The 18743-nt window shown below is 46.7% G+C and carries 15 protein-coding genes and 1 tRNA gene; 1 reads left to right on the top strand and 15 read right to left on the bottom strand.

Features of this window, described 5'->3' with window-relative positions; all coding sequences use genetic code 11:
- Positions 1-62 precede the first annotated feature (62 nt).
- From NG796_RS06260 to NG796_RS06235, 6 genes are all read right to left on the bottom strand, one after another.
- The gene (locus NG796_RS06260) at positions 63-4193 is read right to left on the bottom strand and encodes a DUF2157 domain-containing protein (RefSeq protein ID WP_261205044.1); all 4131 of its coding nucleotides are present in this window, start codon (positions 4191-4193) and stop codon (positions 63-65) included.
- Between the two features lie 141 nt (positions 4194-4334).
- On the bottom strand, positions 4335-4712 hold the full coding sequence (locus NG796_RS06255; RefSeq protein ID WP_261205043.1) for a PIN domain-containing protein: 378 nt from the start codon (positions 4710-4712) through the stop codon (positions 4335-4337).
- A 353-nt stretch (positions 4713-5065) separates the two neighbouring features.
- Complete coding sequence (locus NG796_RS06250; protein WP_261205042.1) at positions 5066-7081, bottom strand: ribonuclease catalytic domain-containing protein; 2016 nt, start codon at positions 7079-7081, stop codon at positions 5066-5068.
- A gap of 81 nt (positions 7082-7162) precedes the next feature.
- Complete coding sequence (gene rpsR / locus NG796_RS06245) at positions 7163-7378, bottom strand: 30S ribosomal protein S18 (protein ID WP_015147529.1); 216 nt, start codon at positions 7376-7378, stop codon at positions 7163-7165.
- Between the two features lie 110 nt (positions 7379-7488).
- The gene (gene rpmG, locus NG796_RS06240) at positions 7489-7677 is read right to left on the bottom strand and encodes a 50S ribosomal protein L33 (RefSeq protein WP_015147530.1); all 189 of its coding nucleotides are present in this window, start codon (positions 7675-7677) and stop codon (positions 7489-7491) included.
- A 165-nt stretch (positions 7678-7842) separates the two neighbouring features.
- The gene (locus NG796_RS06235; RefSeq protein WP_261205041.1) at positions 7843-8475 is read right to left on the bottom strand and encodes an RDD family protein; all 633 of its coding nucleotides are present in this window, start codon (positions 8473-8475) and stop codon (positions 7843-7845) included.
- 221 nt (positions 8476-8696) lie between these two features.
- Here NG796_RS06235 and NG796_RS06230 point away from each other — a divergent pair.
- Positions 8697-8767: transfer RNA gene (locus tag NG796_RS06230), tRNA-Gly, on the top strand.
- 189 nt (positions 8768-8956) lie between these two features.
- On the opposite strand, the gene NG796_RS06225 is transcribed toward NG796_RS06230, so the two are convergent.
- The 9 genes from NG796_RS06225 to NG796_RS06185 all read right to left on the bottom strand — a co-directional run bounded on the left by NG796_RS06225 (position 8957) and on the right by NG796_RS06185 (position 18595).
- Positions 8957-9349: an HNH endonuclease gene (locus NG796_RS06225; RefSeq protein ID WP_261205040.1), complete on the bottom strand. Its 393-nt coding sequence runs from the start codon at positions 9347-9349 to the stop codon at positions 8957-8959.
- The gene (locus NG796_RS06220) at positions 9342-9692 is read right to left on the bottom strand and encodes a hypothetical protein (protein ID WP_261205039.1); all 351 of its coding nucleotides are present in this window, start codon (positions 9690-9692) and stop codon (positions 9342-9344) included. The genes NG796_RS06225 and NG796_RS06220 overlap by 8 nt, the downstream gene beginning before the upstream one ends.
- Positions 9693-9804: 112 nt before the next feature.
- Positions 9805-10716 carry a hypothetical protein gene (locus NG796_RS06215; RefSeq protein ID WP_261205038.1) on the bottom strand — a complete coding sequence of 304 codons (912 nt, stop codon included), beginning with the start codon at positions 10714-10716 and terminating at the stop codon, positions 9805-9807.
- A gap of 74 nt (positions 10717-10790) precedes the next feature.
- Positions 10791-12281 carry a restriction endonuclease subunit S gene (locus NG796_RS06210; RefSeq protein ID WP_261205037.1) on the bottom strand — a complete coding sequence of 497 codons (1491 nt, stop codon included), beginning with the start codon at positions 12279-12281 and terminating at the stop codon, positions 10791-10793.
- The gene (locus tag NG796_RS06205; protein WP_261205036.1) at positions 12274-12453 is read right to left on the bottom strand and encodes a hypothetical protein; all 180 of its coding nucleotides are present in this window, start codon (positions 12451-12453) and stop codon (positions 12274-12276) included. The genes NG796_RS06210 and NG796_RS06205 overlap by 8 nt, the downstream gene beginning before the upstream one ends.
- A 22-nt stretch (positions 12454-12475) precedes the next feature.
- Positions 12476-12730, bottom strand: coding sequence for a hypothetical protein (locus NG796_RS06200; protein ID WP_261205035.1), 255 nt, complete (start codon positions 12728-12730; stop codon positions 12476-12478).
- 95 nt (positions 12731-12825) lie between these two features.
- Positions 12826-14235, bottom strand: a complete 1410-nt coding sequence (locus NG796_RS06195) for a class I SAM-dependent DNA methyltransferase (RefSeq protein WP_261205034.1) — start codon at positions 14233-14235, stop codon at positions 12826-12828.
- A gap of 41 nt (positions 14236-14276) precedes the next feature.
- The gene (locus NG796_RS06190) at positions 14277-16949 is read right to left on the bottom strand and encodes a DEAD/DEAH box helicase family protein (RefSeq protein WP_261205033.1); all 2673 of its coding nucleotides are present in this window, start codon (positions 16947-16949) and stop codon (positions 14277-14279) included.
- On the bottom strand, positions 16946-18595 hold the full coding sequence (locus tag NG796_RS06185) for a bifunctional metallophosphatase/5'-nucleotidase (protein ID WP_261205032.1): 1650 nt from the start codon (positions 18593-18595) through the stop codon (positions 16946-16948). The genes NG796_RS06190 and NG796_RS06185 overlap by 4 nt, the downstream gene beginning before the upstream one ends.
- Positions 18596-18743 lie beyond the last annotated feature (148 nt).

Genomic DNA, 18743 nt, shown 5'->3' with positions numbered 1-18743 from the left:
AACAGTGCAATCCTTTATCTGAATTCTACCGAAGAAAAGTAGAGCGAAAGGCAGGGGAGGATTTAATCCCAGGATTCTAACTCTACGCGCCAATTTTGGAGCAGGGTAACCAGTTGTTCTCGCCGCGTTTCTACGGTGGCGGCAATCCAAATACAGCCAATCCCCACCAATAATCCAATTACCCATCGCAGAAATGAATAAAGGGCGTTGAGAATGATCAATTGATAGATGGCATTGACTAAAAAGGTGACGGTTCCAACATAGAGAAAGGCGCGGATTCTCAAGCTTAACCCAGCCACACCTATCAATAAACTAACAATCCCTGAAATCAGCCAGTGATTGGTGATTAAGGAGGTAAAGCTAATACTGCCGATCGCCAGGACCCTGACTCCGTGACGGATTGCTTTGCGATCGGGAGTTTGGAGTGTCGGTTCTACCTGAGCAAAGTATAAAACGGCGGCAGCCATCGGAATAATATAGGCGATCGGTTCAGTGACGAATGCCTCCACAAGCCTCAGCAGAATCACCCAATTGAGTAGGATAGCACTCCAATAAGTCAACCGAATTTGACGATGGATATAGCTGAGGTACACATAAAAAGCCGCGACAATCAGTGCAGAAACGGACCACACTTGATTGATGCCCCCGAAAAACCCCATTCCCGTGGCAATAATTGCCAATCCGGGGAGGAGTCGCGCCATCAGCCGCCAGGGTCTCAGGGGCCATCCCCAACGGTCCCAGGGGAAAACATCTAAGAAGTAAGCCGCAACACAGGCGATCGCACCCCCCCAAGCGATGAACATTTCCTGTAAATTACTAGGAAGATATCCAAACACATAACAGCCGACGGCGGCAGCTTCAGCCATGCTGATATATACCCAAGTTTCAGCGGTTTGAACTGCTTCGCGGCGATCGCGAGGATCGGTTTCACCCTCTTTGAATTCTGGGAACCGTCCCTGGAGGAGGGCATAATTGGTTAAAAATACCCCCGTTCCCACTCCAATCAGGTCAATTGACCCGAGAGAACTGGTTCCTGTCTCACTTGTGGAGAACAGTAGAATCGCACTTAACCAGATAAAACTACTCAAACCCCAGTGAGTGTGAGCAAAAAATTCGACTTCCTTTTTGGTCAAATTCAGGTAATCCGTTAACCAAGGTTCTAACCAGCGATAGTTATAAACAATCCCTACACCTAAAGTTGCAATGGCTAGGAATTGAGCCGAATCGGGTAACCCCGAAATTTGATAATAAAGAAACTCATAAGCCGAAACAGAAATGCCAATTAAGGCTAAATAAACCAAGGGTTTCATTTCCCGGCTGCGGCGTCCAATGGTTAAGGCAATTACCACCAATGTCAAGGTAGTAAATCCACTCCAACTGGTCAAAGTTCCCCAGCGTAATGCCTGTCCTAACACCCCATAAATTAAGGGAATTACCTTCCAACTGGTGCGAAGGGGTCTACCCGTCCGACGAATCCACCACTCACCGGCTAAGGCGGCAACCAGTCCGAGAATCAGGTTAGCGATCGCCAAACTAATCAGTGATCGTCCGAAAAATAGCAAGGTTTCAGCCGCAATTAATTCAACCGCCCAACCCAAGGCATAAAATGTCCAAGCCGCCGGAGATAACCACATCCGATAGGTGAGGGTGAGCGCGATTAAAATCGTGGCAATTAAAATCGGCACCGAGGAGTCCAGAAATCCCCGGAAATAATATAAACTAGAGGCATGAGTAGAAATTGCCGTTAATCCTAAACCTCCCAACCCAATCGCCCATCCTTGAGAGGCTTTTGCATAAATTTGAGCCAGAGAACTGGAACGCTGACTCGTCACGGCATAACTGACACACAAAGTACCAACGGCGATCGCACTCACAACAAACCAACCCTCTCCAGCAACGGACGGTAACCCAAATCCCCCGATGTTTAATAAATGAACCCCAAAACCTAATCCAAACCCAATGGCGATCGCCGCCACAGCAGTAGATCGCAATAACCGGGTATTCACCACCATCAACACTGTGGCGATTCCCAATCCCAATAACAAGGTTCCCGGGTTCAAGAAGACTAAAAGTTGGGCCAAAATTAACGTAGTGATACTCAAGCCCGTTGCCACAGCGCGACGATCGGGAGAAAAATGTGCGATCGCCGTCAATGCCAAGGGAGTCGCAAACCAGAGAATTCCCCAATATGCGGCATTAAGGGTCGATAACCCCTCATAATTTCCCAACCAGAATACATAACTTAAACTCGCCAATCCTAAACCAAGGGGCCAACAACTTTCAATCCAGGCTGCAATTCGCAGATTCAAAGCCAAATCGGGCCTTAATTCTAAAGTGAGAGAAACTGCCCATTCTACCAGGGCTAAGGCTAAGAAAATTAGCCCCCAAAGGGAAATTGGTAAGCGGGGAAATCCCCAATGCACAAAGGAAAAGAGCGCCAGCAATCCGCTCAAATGACTCAAATAAACCCAAAATTCAAACCGCCCCAACTCTCCGGGACGGAGGGCGCGAGGAGGCGTGGGGCTGTGAGTTCGCCAGCTTAACCGGCGATCGGTCACCACCGCCAAAGTGAGGGTAGAAGCTAATAAATTCAGCGATCGCATGGAAGAGACTGGCACACTCAACAGGGTGAGAATAACCCCAAATCCCAAAGACCAGATATCCCCGGCTTGGGCTGAAACTTTCGCTCCCTGCGCTAACTGAGCCGGTGTGCGACGATGCAACCAGTCAGTGAGCCAGACGACAAAGAGTAGATAGGGAAAGAAGGTTAAGCCCAGTAATGCCCAAGGACTCTGTTGAGCCTGAGCCAGTTGTGCCCCGGTGTTGATCGCGCTGGTGCGAACAGTTGGGGGAATAATATCGCGAATTAACCAATAGCCTTGTAACGTGATTGTAAAAATTGCAATCGTATCAAACAAGTGGAAAAATCGGGGGAGGCGACGACTCAGCCACCATAAGGCTAGAACACTAACGGCGATCGCCTGCCCGGGTTGGTCTCCCAGGGACACTAACCAACCGGCAAACATCAACCATCCCCCCAGATAACCGAAGAGTTGAGGGGGATTCGCACTCACTTCCCACGCCAGAATATCTACCTCCTCTTGAGAGATAACTGGGGATATGGGGTCTCTCACCTTGGGCATGGGTTTGGTGAGGCTCGATTCCAAGATAATCCAACCCCCAACAGCGATCGCCAATCCTAACTGAGCGATCGGCACCCCAACTCCAAAAATTGCCCGTCCAAAGAGAATGGCTAGGGCATAACAAAACAGGAAAATCTTAAAAGAATTAAAAAGCTGAAGGGTAGAGGGTGAGAGGGATTCAGCGTTCACCCCTGATTTTTTCTTCCCGGGATACACGGTAGCTAAAGCGGTGGCAATGGTTCCTAGATAAACCGCGATCGTCGGCAATCCCGGGAATGACCATCCCCAATGGAGATAGCACAGGACGGGGTAAACCCCTAGGGGAAACAGGGTCTGTCGGGATGGGCGATGCTCCCCCAACACCAGGGGAAGAACCTGCCAAGCGATGAAGCTCAGAACAGGTGTGGCAACGGCGATCGCCCCCCATCCCAAGGGCGACTCCCACAAACCAAAGCCATCCATTGTCCAAAAATTCACCGGCAGCAACAACAGACTCACCCATTGCAAGGTTTGAGCCGTCAGCCGTAATTGAGACTGCCGTTGCGCCCAAACACTCACCCCCCAAAAAATCATCGTATAGGCAAATAAGACCAAATACTGACCGGCTGGGGGAAATCGCTCCCATTGGGTCGCCGCCAGGACCCCCGAGGAGAGCACCACCATAAAGACCCCAAGAAACAGTAACCAGCGAACACTAAGTTCCGCCATCAGAGACTGTATCCATTGAGGTTGACGCGGAGTTGGGGTGGGAGTTGGGACTACAGGAGATAAAACCGGAGGGAGTAGAGGCTCTGGAGCCCACTCTTCCTCCTCCACCTTCTGAGCGATCGGTGATACAATCACCTGGGGTTCCGGTAACGGTTCGCTCAGATAGGTTCGGCACAGCACTTTTACCTGTGCATCAGAGACCAAACCCAGACTCACTAAAGCATCGAGCTTTCCCAAGAGACCAGGTTCACGGAGTCGGAGTTTTACTTCAAGTTCGATCAACAGCTCAAAGTCAGAAGACATGGGGAGGCCCTCATAGCGCTTATCAAGATTATGCGCCATCTTTTCTCAATTAGACGATCGCCCAGAGCCAAATTCATAAACTGTCACAACCCCCAACCACCCCCAGCCCCCTCTTCAGTTTGTAGTAACGACTTCAGTCATTCTCCCCCCGTCTTCATGAGTCCTCTACTCTAGCCTTTTCTAAAATTCATAACACAGTTCACGAAGCAAAGTAACAGTCTGTGCGAGTCCTTGTTCAAGCAGAGTATTCAGATGTTCCTCGGGGGTTTTGGGTGGGTTTTTCAGCCTACAGCGTTGAGTTTCCAACGCTTTGCATACGGCTTTCGGGCTGATATCAATTAAATTAACAATAAAATCATCAGGATGCATCGCTTCAATCTCGTAGGGTTCCAGGGACTCTGGAGGAAAATCAGAGAAATTAAAGGTCACAATAATTTCCGCACCGCAACGAATCGCCGCCGCTAAAACGTGGCGATCGCCTGGATCGGGTAAGCCCTCGCCGAAATCAAGTTCATATCTAGTGAGATTTACAGATCCCTCCCTATCGGTCGGTTTCAAACTAAAGTCTCTACAACCTCCTCGGTTTGAATAGATTGTCTAAGTCTTTATTAATAAGAATAAGGGATTTCCATAAAAAAACTTCTGCATTAGAAGTAATGCCGAATTATTCAAGCCGATTGGCGTTCTCTTTTGGGGGGTTGGGGGGATCTCTGATAGAAGATTTTATTTTGTGGAGTTCCCTAACAGAAAAATTGCTCAAATAGTGAAATAAACGAAACAATCGAAATAGACGAAATAGGGTTCTGAGGTCTAGGTTAGGGTGTTGCTTTTCTTAAAATCATCAGTTAACAATTAGCAACTCTAACCTAAATACCCTGAATCCATTGGATATGGATTCAGGGAGAAAGTGTTTACAATTGAGCCGTTTGATAGACCATTTCTTGGAAATGGATCTGGTCCTCACGGGGGTCGGCATAAGCAACTTGCAAATCCAGGCGATCGCCCAGGGACACTGCCCGAGGGAACCGCCATGCTAACTCGATTCCGATATCTTCCAGCAGAATCAAACCCAGGTTTTCATCTTCACGCAACCACCGCAATACCACCGCCTGCCAAACTTCCCCAGAATGACGGCGCAGATATTCCAAAATCCAATAGCGGTTGGTTTGGCGTTCCACCAAAGACGCCTCTTTCACTGCCATCCCGATACTTTGGACAATTTCCTGCACTTCCAAAACAGCCAACGGCAGCGGGTCCCCTCGCAGGTGAGCCTTAATCTGGAAATGCGCTAACAAATCGCTATACCGGCGAATGGGAGACGTAACTTGGATATACGCATCCAATCCCAAACTGGCATGACGGGAGGGAGTCGTTGCCATCTCGCTTTTTGGCATACAGCGCCGGATTGCACTCGATCGCACCGGACCCGGAGGCAAAATGAGCAATTCCTCTTCCGGGGGCAATTCGGGCTGAGGTTGGCCCCGAAAAGGGACCGGAATATTGTGGGTTTGAGCGTAGCGTGCTCCCACTTCCCCGGCTAAAATCATCATTTCGGCTACCAATTGCCGCGACGGGCAATCTTCCAAGAGTTGAACGGTGATTTCCTCATTCTCATCTACCTTTATGGAAGAATCCGGCATGGAAATACTAATGGCCCCTTGGGAGACCCGCCAAGCATGGCGACGTTTCGACCAAGCCGCGATCGCGCTAATTTCCGGTTCCGCTTGTAGCCCCAACTGCAACATCTCATCGACATCATCATAAGTCAGTCGATAAGTAGGCTTAATTGTGGTGACATGAATGCTGGATTCCACTACCGCCCCCAGGTCATCTAAAATCACCGCAAAGCTCAGGGCCGCGCAAAGTTGCGACTGCACCAAACTCATCGGCCCTGTTGCCAATTCATGGGGAAACATAGGCACCATCCCCGTCGGCAAATAAACCGTTGTGCTGCGCCGACGAGCTTCTAAATCTAATTCATCTCCCGGAGACAGTAAGCGTGTGGGGTCTGCGATATGAATCCACAGCCGTTGCCGCCCATCTTCGAGATATTCCAAACTCACCCCATCATCGATTTCTAGGGTGCTTTCATCATCGATGGTATAAACCTTGAGATGAGTTAAATCGAGGCGGTTGTTCGCATCGGGATCAGGAGGCGGAAAATTCAAACACCGGTGGGCCACTTCCAGTACCTTGGTAGAAAAATGAGTTGGGATCTGAGTTCGCCGTAAAAATAGATTTTCGTGTTCAGACCATACCTTTAACTCTACCAAAAGCTTAAAGGCAGCTTGGGGCGTGTCGGTCCGGCCTAGAGATGAGAGAGTTTCCTTGGCCTGATTGCGTTCTCGCGCTTCTTCTGCCAAGGCTGCATACTTTTCTAGGGCTTCGATGCGGATGCGATCGCTATTTTCCCACTCCACCAGATCCCCGGCGAGTCGTTGCTGCACCCGGGCTACAAAATTGCCCCACTCTTGCTGTCGTTGGGTTTCTACTTCCTGTTGGTGCTTGAGTTCCGCAACCTGGCTGGCCGATCGCGGCTCATAACGGTCCCCTTTTTGCTTGAAATAGAGCTTATCCTCAGACAGCAACAAGTATGAGGCATAGCGATTAGGCGGCTCATTTTCTGAAAAGAGCAACATCGCCATTTCCCCGGGGTCAACCCCCCGGTTTTCTTCAACCAAGATTTCCCACGCCACCTCTAAGCTATCCGGGTCGAGATATTTCTCTACTTCCTTGCGGAAATTCGGGATATCGGAGGGTTTATAGGAACCTCCACCGATTTCGTAGGCGATTTGTCTGGGTGGAATGCTATTGGCTTGACCATGTTCATCCACCACAACCCAGTTCTTTTTGCCATCCGGACGGTCGGCTACGGCTAGACGTCGGTCCCCGTTCAGCCGATATTCGAGCAGCGTTCCCTTTTCCACGATCGATACCCCAGCGTTTAGGTTTTAGACTTTAGATATCAGATCGCACCTAAAATCTAAAAGCCTTCAGTGCCACTATTTTTATCCTTCTTGGTTCACAAATGGCAACAAGGCGACAATTCTGGCGCGCTTAATTGCTTGGGTGAGTTCCCGCTGCTGCTTGGCGGTTAAGCCTGTAATCCGCCGAGGCAGAATCTTTCCGCGCTCGGTGATGAATTTTTGCAGCAGTTCTACATTTTTGTAGTCGATGGGTTCATCCGGTTTAATTGGCGAAACACGCCGACGGTAGTATGCCATAGCAGTTCAATCTCTGTACAGTTTTTTGAATGGACAAGTCAGGGACTCTTAACAAATTTGGAGACGCCACCTCAAAGCCCCAGTTGTTGCCTTGAGGATAAACGCCTCATCTATTTGATTTCTTTATGCACCGTCGGTTTGTTACAGTAGCGGCAGAATTTTTTAAGTTCTAACCGTGCAGTCGTATTTCGACGGTTTTTCTGAGTGGTGTACCGAGACACTCCAGCAGAGCGCTTGTCCGGATTAGTCCGGCACTCGGTACATTCCAAGGTAATAATGATTCGGACACCTTTAGCCATTAGGTCTCCCCGCTCCCAATAAGGACAGATTTAGACACGATTTATGATTATCTCATAGAATCGGCTATTTCGCCCATTTTCCCTAAATTAAGTTTTCTTATCAGTCAGACTCTCGGTTAACAATCGTTAACCCACGGGGATTTGCTCTCCCGACTCCGGCTAAATCTAGTCCTCGAAGTCATCAAAGTTATCGCGATCGCCTCGATATTGGCGAGTATCCTCAAAGGAGCGACTGCCGCGATTTTGCTTAAATTCTTGGTAGGCTCGTCGGAGTTGGCGATAGGCTCGTTTTAACTTGATGTCGAGGGAAAATCCTCGCAGGGTCCCGACAATCATGGTATTGGCAATGCGATCGTGAAACGCTTGTCGGCGAAAAGGGTCCGAGGAAACCGCGCTACAGTCGATCGCCAAGGGAACGAGCAAGAGCATCCCCACACCATGCCCGGGATTCAGGTGACTCAACCCGATCGCCACCAACACGGCACCGATACCGGCGATCGCCTCCCGCTTAAATAAATCCAGCAATAACGGGGTGCGCCCAAATCGCAACCCAACCAGGGTAATATCGAGCGCCCAGCGTCCTACACTTTGGCCGTGATTGCGCCCGGGAAGGAACACCCGCAGTACCACCCACAGGAGAAGGAACCAGAAAGATTGACCCCATGACATCCCTTCAACGGTGCGATCGGCCCCCAGGGAACTCAACAGCCACACAATCCAATAATCAATCACAAAAGCCGCCCCCCGTCGAGGGATCTCAACTTTAGGAAAGCGCTTATAAAGAGGATCCGTATCCATGATCCTGGAATAGTCCTGAATGCTTACCCCTCTATAGTGACACGCTCCTTAGTCCACTGTGGAATCACCCCACCAAATCGAACCCAGGTTGTCTGGCCCCTTTAATCCAGTTACCACAACCGAAACCCCCTCCCCGAGATAATTTCAGCCTTTGTTAACAAAATATGTTGCAATTTAGAAAACTCATGCTATATTGGATCATGTAGCTAACGTTGCCAACTGCGGGCATAGTTTAGTGGTAAAACCATAGCCTTCCAAGCTATTGATGCGAGTTCGATTCTCGCTGCCCGCTTTTTTTATTGTCGGTTTCCACATTATTTGTCATTTGTCACCGTTGACATATTCTTGTCATCAAGGCGAATCTTCAACGAATTACCTCCTTATGTTGCACATAGAGAAACGGCCATGCGCGGTGGGCGATTTGCGGCGCTGTTGGCGAAAATGCTACCTTGGAAATCCATCAAATCAAGTCTTAGCTATTTTACAATCGCCGTCTTTCTGTCAGTCGTTCCTGGGTATTCATTTGAAGTAGTTTAACTGTAGTGCGTCCTTCGGGAGTCATCCCCAAAATTGTCACTTGTTCCCGAGTAAAGTGTTCTATCCACTCCTGGGTTCTGGGATTGAATAGAAAACTGAATTCCCCAGTTTCTGGATCGAAAGAACCCAGATCGCTACCTTTGTGGCGATTGCAACGCCAGCAGGTCAAAGCCAGGTTATTTGCCTCGGTGATACCGTCGTGTTTTTGGGCAATAATATGGTCGATTTCGTGAGAAAAAAATGCAACATTTGCCGGAAGTAAGCAATATTCACAGCGATAATTTGCTCGTTTTTCAACCAAACGGCGAAGTGATGCGCTGATATAGTTTTCACTCATTTACCGGGTTTAAATAATGAAGATTGCCAGCTTTCAGCATAATTATTAGATGTTCAATTTGTTCGTACTCATCCAATTCTTGATGTTCGGCGGGTGTCAGTTGCCCCATTTTGCTACGAGATAGCAACGTTTGTAAGCGGTCCTGCATTTCAGGTGTGGGTTTAAAATCTGCAATTTCTTCTGGAGTGGGTGTGCTGGCGAGAAAATTGAGGATATAGCGATAAATATGGACCGGGATTGTCGGTTGTTGGAGAAATTGGGCCAGCAGTTCAGGCAGGCGATCGCCCATTTGTGTCAGTTGTCCCGAAAGTTCGTCTGGAACTTCAATGGTAATGATAGACATTGGAGAACCTCTAAGAAAATAGTTACTTGATTATAGCAATTTGGGAGTGGAGAACCTGCGATCGCCTTTCTAAAAATCTGCTTTACCAGTCCTAGAGTTTGCGATCGCTCGCTTATAATAATCCTGATTCGCCTAAAGCTCGGTCAAGATTTTCTACTAACTTGAGTTGTTCTCCCCAATATCGCAGATACTCAAAATCAAGGGTAGCACCTTGTAACTTCATCACCCCTAAAATATCTCTCCACTGTTTTTCTGAGCTAAAATTGGTATCTCTATACCACAGTAACTTTTGTAAAATAATATCTTCAGGAGTCGGTAAAACTACGGTTTGTTCTGGGTTGGTGCGAACGATTTGCACTTGACGCCGTTCAAATTCAGATTGGCTAAAAGGGTTATTTTTTAAAATAAAAATGTCAAATTTAACAATCGATTCATTGTCGATAATATTAAATGAGCTTTGATAGCAGACTGCCGATTTGACGGTTTCTTCGTCCACATAAAATCTAGGTTGCAATGCGGCTACTAAGGGTTTAACTTGGGGTAAGGTTAAGTCGGCCACCAAATCGATATCTTGAGTGCTGCGAGGTTCTCCTAATAAACTGCTGGCAACGGAACCCCTGATGAGGTAAGGGATACCCAGTTCGTCCAGAATTGCGGTTACCACAAGTACCAGAGAAATTGGGTCAGTAATCATAACGGGTTGATTTAAGTTTTGGCGAATAACGTTTAAAGCGGTTTCATCATCTAGGGTGCGAAGTGCGAATTGATGACGAATTTCTAATAGACTCGCTTGAGGATAGCGGTTTTGAATCGCCATGAGAGACATTTCCCAAACTCCTTTTGTCCAACCGCTGACTATCTCCGCTTTTTTCCATAAAGGCAGCGATCGCCACAACTTAAACTGATGGAGTTCGGCATTGATATTAGTATCGCTAGACTGGGTTCTATAGGTCGGCTGAATATTGCTGAGGGGTCTCGCTGGTCCCGAACGTTCGTCTGGGACTGCAATAGTAATTCTAGGCATGAAGGAATCTCCAATAAAAACGAATCATTCACCCAATTAGTATTTTAAGCGGTTGAGCGTGGAAAATCCCCACCCTACTCGATTCCCGGTAGCTTTAACTGAATCGGTTCTGCGTTGTCCGATTCGGGGGGTTCTGGCGGTTGTGCTTTCTTCCGTCCCCGCTTTCCTGTTGCTTTGGGGGTTTTCTCAGTGGATTTTTTAGCGGTTTTGGCTTGGGGTTGGTTGGCGCGTTCCTCGCGGATGCGATCGAGGAGTACGGAGGCGGGTTCGTCGTTGGGGTCTTGGGGGACGAGTTCACCCCGAAAAGCTTTGGCGAGAATGGATTGGGTCAGTTGGTCAATATGCGCTTTAGCTTTTTCGTAGCGTTGTTGGATGCGATCGGCTTTTTGGAATAGCGCTTCCACGCGCCGCACTATTTCTTGTTGTTCAGCGAGGTGGGGTATCCATAATGTAAGAGCTAAGAATTTTTTTTGAGTTAAATTAACACCACTGTCAGATATTCCCGTTTTTAATTCATCAATTATATAAATTGTAGATGGAGAATTTAAAAAATAAACTAAATAAGCCGCAGATATCTTATTTTTTTTAACTCGCAGTCTATATACTTTATCACAAATTATTAACCTTGAACGGGTTGAAGATACCAAACAGGAAACTCCCGCTCTAACTCTAGGGCCAGCGCGTGTAATTAGGATATCATTTTCTCTAATTTCTAATTCGGGTCGAGGTTCTAAATAGTCGGGTAGTTGTTTATTTTCTTGGTCTACAAAAACGAGTGGTTGAACAGCCGTTGTTTTAATTACGCCCCAAATCTCTTCGGAAGGAGAGGGATGAAGTTCACATTTAGGACTCCACCCTTGGTGTAAAGAGGCTACTACATCATCTAAGTTTACTTTTTTCCAGTGCCAAGGAACGTCTTCTTCAAAATCGTTACTCTCATTTTGTTCGCGCCAATCTGCGGTGAGGCGACCGGAACAAGCCGCAGCTAAGACCGATTGACGAAAGCGAGTCAGGATGGTGGGGATTTTCTCTAGTCGCTGTTTGCAGGTGTCCACTTTTCCTAGTAGCTTTTCCAGTTTGGCAACCATGCGCCGTTGTTCTTTGAGGGGGGCAATGATTATATCTAAGTTGTTCAAATGGGATTTACTGATAGCAGTAAAAGTTGAACCTGTTCCCTGTTCAGACAGCGATTCTTCTATACTTCTTAGGTAAAACAATAAATAGAATGTTGAAATAACTGTAAGAGGCCGAATAGCGGCTAAACCTCTTCCAATCGCTGCTTTGTCTTGGCAAAGATTAGTTGGGCCAACAGGCGCACGAACCGAAATGAGTATATCTCCAGTTTCAGCAATTTTTTTAGGTTGCGTGCAATATTTTACTACAGAAGGATAAAGTTTGCCAAATTCTGTTTTACCTTGAAAAAAAGGTAAACCATCACAAAATTCATTGTAAGTAGATGATGGTGGTGATTGACCCATAATAATATCGGCAATCGTAGGAAGCTTAACTTTAAGCCATCCTGACGGTAATTCTTTGCTATTGAAAGTAATAAATGAATTACTCATCTCCGTCCAACTTCATCCAATCTAAAATATCCTTTAAATCCTCCCCCACTGCTTCTAACTCAGCGATCGCCTTACTTGTTAAGTCTTGCGATTTCAGAGAAGTGACTACATCACCCCAGTCGGTAAACCCTTCTGGAAAACAGGATTGCGCCGATTTAGGTAGAGAATACAAACATTTGTATCCAGTAAATAAATCAATCAATTTCCTCCCTAAACTCATATTCCCCTTGGTCATATCTGACCAACGGCTCCTCTGCTAAACAGCCTGCGGTCTGTTCAAAAAAACCCGGAGGCCAGCCTAATTCCTCTGGGGTTTGAGTTACGGGGGTTGGAAAAGCGGGTTGATAAATAACAGCTATTTCTAACTCTTGATTTGCTAAATCTTGAGGGACTTGTAAAATTACTTTGCCTTCACCATCAGCCCGGATTTTGAGTTTTAGAATTTCCATCCTATATTTTTCCTGTTTAATTTATAGAATTTGAAAAAAATTATAGAGCGATTTTATCTAACGGGTTGGATTTATCCATCCTCATCAAAGGTTTATCACAATTCATCTCCATCCAATTCCATCAAGGCTAAAATATCTTTTAAATCATCTACCACTGCTTCTAACTCTGTAATAGCCTCACTTGCCAAGTCTTGCGGTTCTGGCAAATTGTTCGGATCCTCTAAACTTTCATCCTTGAGCCAAGTCAAATCCAGTTTGTAATCCCGTTCCTTGACTTCCGCCAGGGAAAACCGACGAAAGCGCCCCTCCAGTCCCAAATCTTCCCGCTTGCCATTCCCATCCGGGTCATCCCCATAACAGCGCTCGAATTCAGCAAAATGCTGAAATGTCAAAGGGCGCTCTTTCTTTGTCACCCCCGGTACATTGGAACGAGCATCAAAAATCCACACTGCCTGAGTCGGTAATCCCTTCTGGAAAAAGACCACATTCGCTTTTACCCCTTGAGAATAAGGCGTAAAGGTTCCGCGAGGCAAGCGTAACACCGTATGCACGTTGCAATCCTGCATCACAATTTTAAAGACTTCCCCCGCCTTATCCTCAAACAAGCAATTATCTGGCAACACCATCGCGGCGCGTCCCCCGGGTTTGAGGGTCGTCAAAACGTGCTGGATAAAATTTAACTGTTTGTTACTCGTCTCAATGGTAAAGTCATCCCGTCCCGGCACTTGATTGGCCCCTTTCGTGCCAAAAGGGGGATTGGTCAAAATGCAATCATACCGCTCGGCGCGATCGCTCTCATAAATCGCATCCCCGAGATAAATTGTCGGTTCTAACCCCTGTAAAAATAGATTCATCAGGGCCAAACGTCGGGGACGAGGGACCAAATCTTGGCCGTAATAGGTTTGAGATTTGATGCGCTTCAGGTCCTTGCGGTCAAAAACACCCCCCGTCTGTTCCATCAACCACTGATATGCCGCTACCAAAAAACCCCCGGTGCCACAGGCAGGGTCACAAATCTTGAAATGGGGACTCACCCGAGGGTCTGGTTTCATTAACCGGACGATGGATTGAATCAGTACCCGAGGGGTGAAATACTGTCCCGCGCCCTTTTTCCCTTCACTTGCCGCCTTTTCCAGTAATCCCTCAAACGCCTGCGCCTTCACATCCACATCAAGGGAGGTCCACTCTTCCTCATCAATCATGGCAATCAGGCGCTTGAGGTTTACCGGATTGTTAAACCGAGGCATCGCCTGGGCGAAAATATCTCCCAGCAATCCCCGTTCCTCCCGCAATTGCCGCAGGATATCCAAGTAATAGTCAGCCAAATCCGTCCCGGAATAGGACTTGAGATTGTCCCACTCACACCCCTGGGGAATCGCAATCCCTTTCTCATCCGCCATTTTCAGAAACAGCAGATAGGTTAATTGTTCGATATAGTCGCCATAGTCGATCCCATCATGGCGTAGGGTATTGCAAAATCCCCAGAGTTTATTTACGACATCCATTCTTAAATATCCACTTGGCTGACAACGCGGGGAAAGGGGTTCTAAACGGCAATTTCCCGATTAATTTCGGCAATTAACGCCTCTAACTGTCCCGGAAACACCTTTAGGGCCTTCCTCAATCCGCCCGAACGCGCGAAAATCGGGACTTCTTCAAAATCATCTATCTCAACTGTCAAGTTTTGCACGAGACATTCGCCGATGTAACCCAACCACTGCAACTGTTCCGGATTAAAATCCTTACTTGCCATTACCCGCGCTAATGCCCGGTTTACCCGTTCCTGTGCGGTGTAAATCGGTTCCTCTGGGCGGTTGGCGTGTTTCACCATTGAGATGATATCCGCCAAGGCTTTATTATGCACCAATTGGTGTGCGCGTTGAAGTTGCGCTTCAGGAAACTGATTTTTCTGCAAAACCTGCCGCAGTTCCTCCAGGACCTGGGTATTCCAACCCTGGGGACGTTCCTGCAAAATCCGTATCGCCTCGATTTGGGAACTATTCTCCTGGACGAACCGAGAAAAGCTATCCAGATAGTCTTCAGGTTTTTTGCCTTGAATCACCACTTGAGAGGAGACTTGATCCTCAACCTCATACCCCACTAAAAAGGTCTGTTTGGCTTTCGGGTAATTCTCCAAAACATCCTGAAACCCTGGGTTTTGCAGCAAGTTCAGGGTATTGGCAAAGTCGGTTTCCATCCGTTCCGGCAGACTGCGGGCGAATCCCCCAATATCCCCATCCGGGATATAGTCAGCAAACATCTGTCTCGCCTCTTCACTCATGCCGCGATGGATGCGATGCAGCCGTTTGGTAAAGGCTTTGAGATAATAGGGGCGATCGCAATTATTAACGATATTTTCCATCACTTTTTTCACGGAAACAGTCTGCTGACGCAGTGGCTCGATTTTAAAATGACTCACGTCGGCAAAATACTCGATTAATGACCCACCAAAACAATCAAAAATTTTGAAATGAGTCTTATGAATATCCCCACATAAGCGAGTTCCCCGTCCCAACATTTGCTCCCAAAGAATGCGAGATTTCACCGGACGCATAAAAACAATAAACTCTAAACTCGGAATATCTACCCCGGTACTGAGCATATCCACGGTAACGGCAATTTTAGGCTGAGGACGGTTGCGAAACTCCCGGATACATTGCAAAGGTCGATCCACTTTCCCGGTGATTTTCTGCACGAAGTCATCCCCTCGGGCAAAGACTTCTTTACAAATTCTCACTACTTGGTCTGCATGGGAAATATGGGCTAAATCATTCACCGCAAATATCAAAATTCGAGGAAACCGCCCAGTTTCTTGTTCATGGCGATCGGCATATTTGGCAATCTCCTCAATAATCTTGCGATTGCTATCGGGTATGGTGATTTGCTGCTCAATGTCAGTCGTAGTAAATTCTCGCTCATCTTCCAGTTCATCATAAACCTCTTCTCCCGTTTCTCGGTCAATTCGCCCCACCATTTCTCCCGCTTGAAGAAAGGTGTTATTTAACCGGACATCGGAATGAATATCGATGCGCTCATAATCCACTAACCAGCCATCTTGGATTGCCTGTTGAGTCGTGTATCGATATACCACTTCACGAAACAGAGACACCGTATGCGCCGCAGGGGTGGCAGTCAAGCCAATCTTAATCGCATCAAAATAGTCAATGGTTTTCCGCCAAGAACCCACCTCGCTAGAGGTATATCCCCGATGACACTCATCCGCAATAATTAAATCAAAGGCATGAATGGGGATATCCAGTTTTTCCGCATCGCTTTCCTCTTCCATATCCCCCGTTTCCCCAGCTGCACCTGTCCCTTTCCCAAACAGATTGATAGTCATCCGTTGAATGGTAGAGACATAGACAAAGGTATGAGTTTCGTTCGGATTTGTTAAGTAAGCACTCGGTAAAACTTCCGGCTTAAAGGATTCCTCTTCCTCAAAATCTTCTCGCCGAAATTGCTGGCTGTAAACTTCATACTCTTTATTAAATTTGTTGCCACGAGGGGTATCAAATGAGGCAAATTCTCTGACAGCTTGGGCCGCCAAAGCACGGCGATCGACTAAAAATAAAATCCGGCGAGCTTTTTTGGATGCCAACAACCGATAAATTTGAGACACGGTGCAAAAAGTTTTCCCGGTTCCAGTTGCCATCGCAATCAATAAATGGCGCAACCCTCGGGCGATCGCCTGTTCCGTTGTTGCGATCGCCTTTTCCTGATAGGGACGCAACCGGGTATTTTCAGCAATAGAATTCTCCAAAAACCAGCGATCGCAGCTTTCATCCTCCCGCTTGAATAACTCCGCCAAGGCATCGGCAGAATGAAAGGTGCTAATCTGACGAGACAGATTATTTTCCTGGCGCACATCGAGAAAATAAATCAATTCTCCATTACTGGAAAACAAAAACGGCACTCGATACCCGCGCCAATTCCCCACCCCCTGAAATGTTGTTTTAGAATACCGCTTTGCTTGCTTTAAAACCCCCTCAGTCCCGACGCTAACCCGTTTAGCCTCAATGAATCCCAACAACCGACCCTGCACGAATAAAGCGTAATCCGCAGGACCACTCGCCGTCGGATATTCCTCAACGGCATGGCATCCCAATTGGCGGGTATCCAACCCATCCCGATAGGGGATAATCTGCCAAGGGGGATTGAGTGCCTTCAGCTTTTTGTTAATGCGATCGCGTCGGGTGATAGATTCAGATTCGTTACTCATGATTGTGTTGCTACAGAAGTCCAAAGGTCATGAATGGGATGCAACCCTACATCAACTGGTAAAAAACTCACTCCTAGGTTACCTCTCAACAGGCGATCGCCCCTAGTTCCCATTAGTGTTTCTAAAGGCGATCGTCTTGACGGAGAATTAAACGTCACTGAAGACAGTTTTTTCCATTGTTCAATTACAATCAACCGGATATCTCTGAGTTCTTCCCCACAGCGAATTTCATGGTGTTCACAGGTTAAAAACTCTAAGTTTTGTTCTCTGCCTTCCACTAAAAATTGAGGGAGAACTACGGTGTAAGTTTGATTGGGGTCTAAAGGGCGATCGGCTATCATCCAATTATTATCAATATCTTGCTTAACATTGGCTGTTTGCAAATAACCGCCAGTCCCTTTATTCTCTATTCCTTGGGTCAAAACTTGTTCTAAGAGACTTCCTTTCATTTCAACTGCCCTCACAATACCGGAAAAGGGCAAAAGTCTCAAGATATCATATTGAGTAATCGGACCCGGTTCAATCACATCATCAATCCGAATTGCGCCACTATTCAAAATAGCTAAATCAGCAGTCTCTACTTCATTCAGCAGAAATTGGGTGAGTAATCTTGTTAAGTTAGTGGGTTGATGGCGAATGCGACTATCTAACCCATCCAAGGATTCCGTGAGGGTGGCAATCACTTCATCAGGATTAAATCCATTGTCTCGAAAGGCTTGGTATCCTTTTTCTAGCCATTCATTAATAATTTGTCTAACAGTTAAATCTTCAGGAATGGCTTGAGTAATAGGAAATAATTCGGAAACAATATTGAGCTGTTGCGTAGTCGTATCATAGCTTAAACGGTGGACATAAACAGTTCTAGCATTGGCATCCGCCTTAAAAATTGGGGTGAGATTAGCACCGCGCCAGACCTGGATATTTTCATGTTCATGACCCCCGAGAATTAAGTCAATTTCTGGGATAGCGTCAGCTAATTGTTTATCCTGTTCTAGGGAAAGATGAGTGAGAGCGACTAAAATATCAACTTGGCCTTGAAGTTGCTGAATTTGAGTTTTTGCCGATTGGATAGGGTCAGCATAGGTTACATAATTTCTCTGGTTGAAATCCAGGGTTAACCCGATTAATCCAACTCTAACCACTGTACCTTGTTCCCCCGCTATTTCAAAGATGATAGACCGAGGAACTTGCTCAAAGGGTTCTCCTGATTCAGTGGAAACATTCGTAGAAACCCACTGAAAATTAGACGCTTGCAAACGAGCATAAAATTGTTCTTTTCTGAGGTCAAATTCATGATTGCCAAAGGTGGCATAGTCGAGTCCGAGGGTATTCATTACGGCGATCATTTGCTGACCTGCGATCGCCTGTCCCTCGATTTGAGCATTTCCAAGTCCAGAAGGACTCAATAAATCTCCTGCCAATAGGGTAAAAGTATGGGGATTTTCCCTTAGTAATTGTTGCCTTAAAGTCGCCACTCTTGCCAATCCCCCCCGCCCATTTTCATTCTGAGGAGGAGTGATTTCATTGATGTCATTGAGATGAAGCAAGTTAAGGTTAACAATTTCAGCAAGAACGGGAGTGGTGACCAGAATACTGAATCCGGATAAAATGATACTGCAAATGTTCCCCATCTTTAAGCGTTTCATGAGTCACCTCGTTATCATCAAGACCGGAACAACGAAATTTTAAGGGGTTAAAAAGCCTGGAATAGAATAATACTATAAATAGCAATTTATTTTATGGTTTATAATAAATACTGTATCCAAGCCAATGTTTTTAAATTGTGAGGTTTGG

The organism is Laspinema sp. D2d, from assembly GCF_025370755.1.
In the GTDB taxonomy this organism is placed as follows: Bacteria; Cyanobacteriota; Cyanobacteriia; order Cyanobacteriales; family Laspinemataceae; genus Laspinema.
This window is presented reverse-complemented; position numbering and strand designations above follow the sequence as displayed.

Bases quoted from the DNA above. Each gene is read 5' to 3' on its own strand.
- NG796_RS06200 (WP_261205035.1), bottom strand. From the start codon at position 12,730: ATGGAAATTCTAAAACTCAAAATCCGGGCTGATGGTGAAGGCAAAGTA.
- NG796_RS06185 (WP_261205032.1), bottom strand. From the start codon at position 18,595: ATGAAACGCTTAAAGATGGGGAACATTTGCAGTATCATTTTATCCGGA.
- NG796_RS06220 (WP_261205039.1), bottom strand. From the start codon at position 9,692: ATGTCTATCATTACCATTGAAGTTCCAGACGAACTTTCGGGACAACTG.
- rpsR (WP_015147529.1), bottom strand. From the start codon at position 7,378: ATGGCATACTACCGTCGGCGTGTTTCGCCAATTAAACCGGATGAACCC.
- NG796_RS06225 (WP_261205040.1), bottom strand. From the start codon at position 9,349: ATGAGTGAAAACTATATCAGCGCATCACTTCGCCGTTTGGTTGAAAAA.
- NG796_RS06260 (WP_261205044.1), bottom strand. From the start codon at position 4,193: ATGGCGCATAATCTTGATAAGCGCTATGAGGGCCTCCCCATGTCTTCT.
- NG796_RS06195 (WP_261205034.1), bottom strand. From the start codon at position 14,235: ATGGATGTCGTAAATAAACTCTGGGGATTTTGCAATACCCTACGCCAT.
- NG796_RS06210 (WP_261205037.1), bottom strand. From the start codon at position 12,281: ATGAGTAATTCATTTATTACTTTCAATAGCAAAGAATTACCGTCAGGA.
- NG796_RS06190 (WP_261205033.1), bottom strand. From the start codon at position 16,949: ATGAGTAACGAATCTGAATCTATCACCCGACGCGATCGCATTAACAAA.
- rpmG (WP_015147530.1), bottom strand. From the start codon at position 7,677: ATGGCTAAAGGTGTCCGAATCATTATTACCTTGGAATGTACCGAGTGC.
- NG796_RS06215 (WP_261205038.1), bottom strand. From the start codon at position 10,716: ATGCCTAGAATTACTATTGCAGTCCCAGACGAACGTTCGGGACCAGCG.
- NG796_RS06235 (WP_261205041.1), bottom strand. From the start codon at position 8,475: ATGGATACGGATCCTCTTTATAAGCGCTTTCCTAAAGTTGAGATCCCT.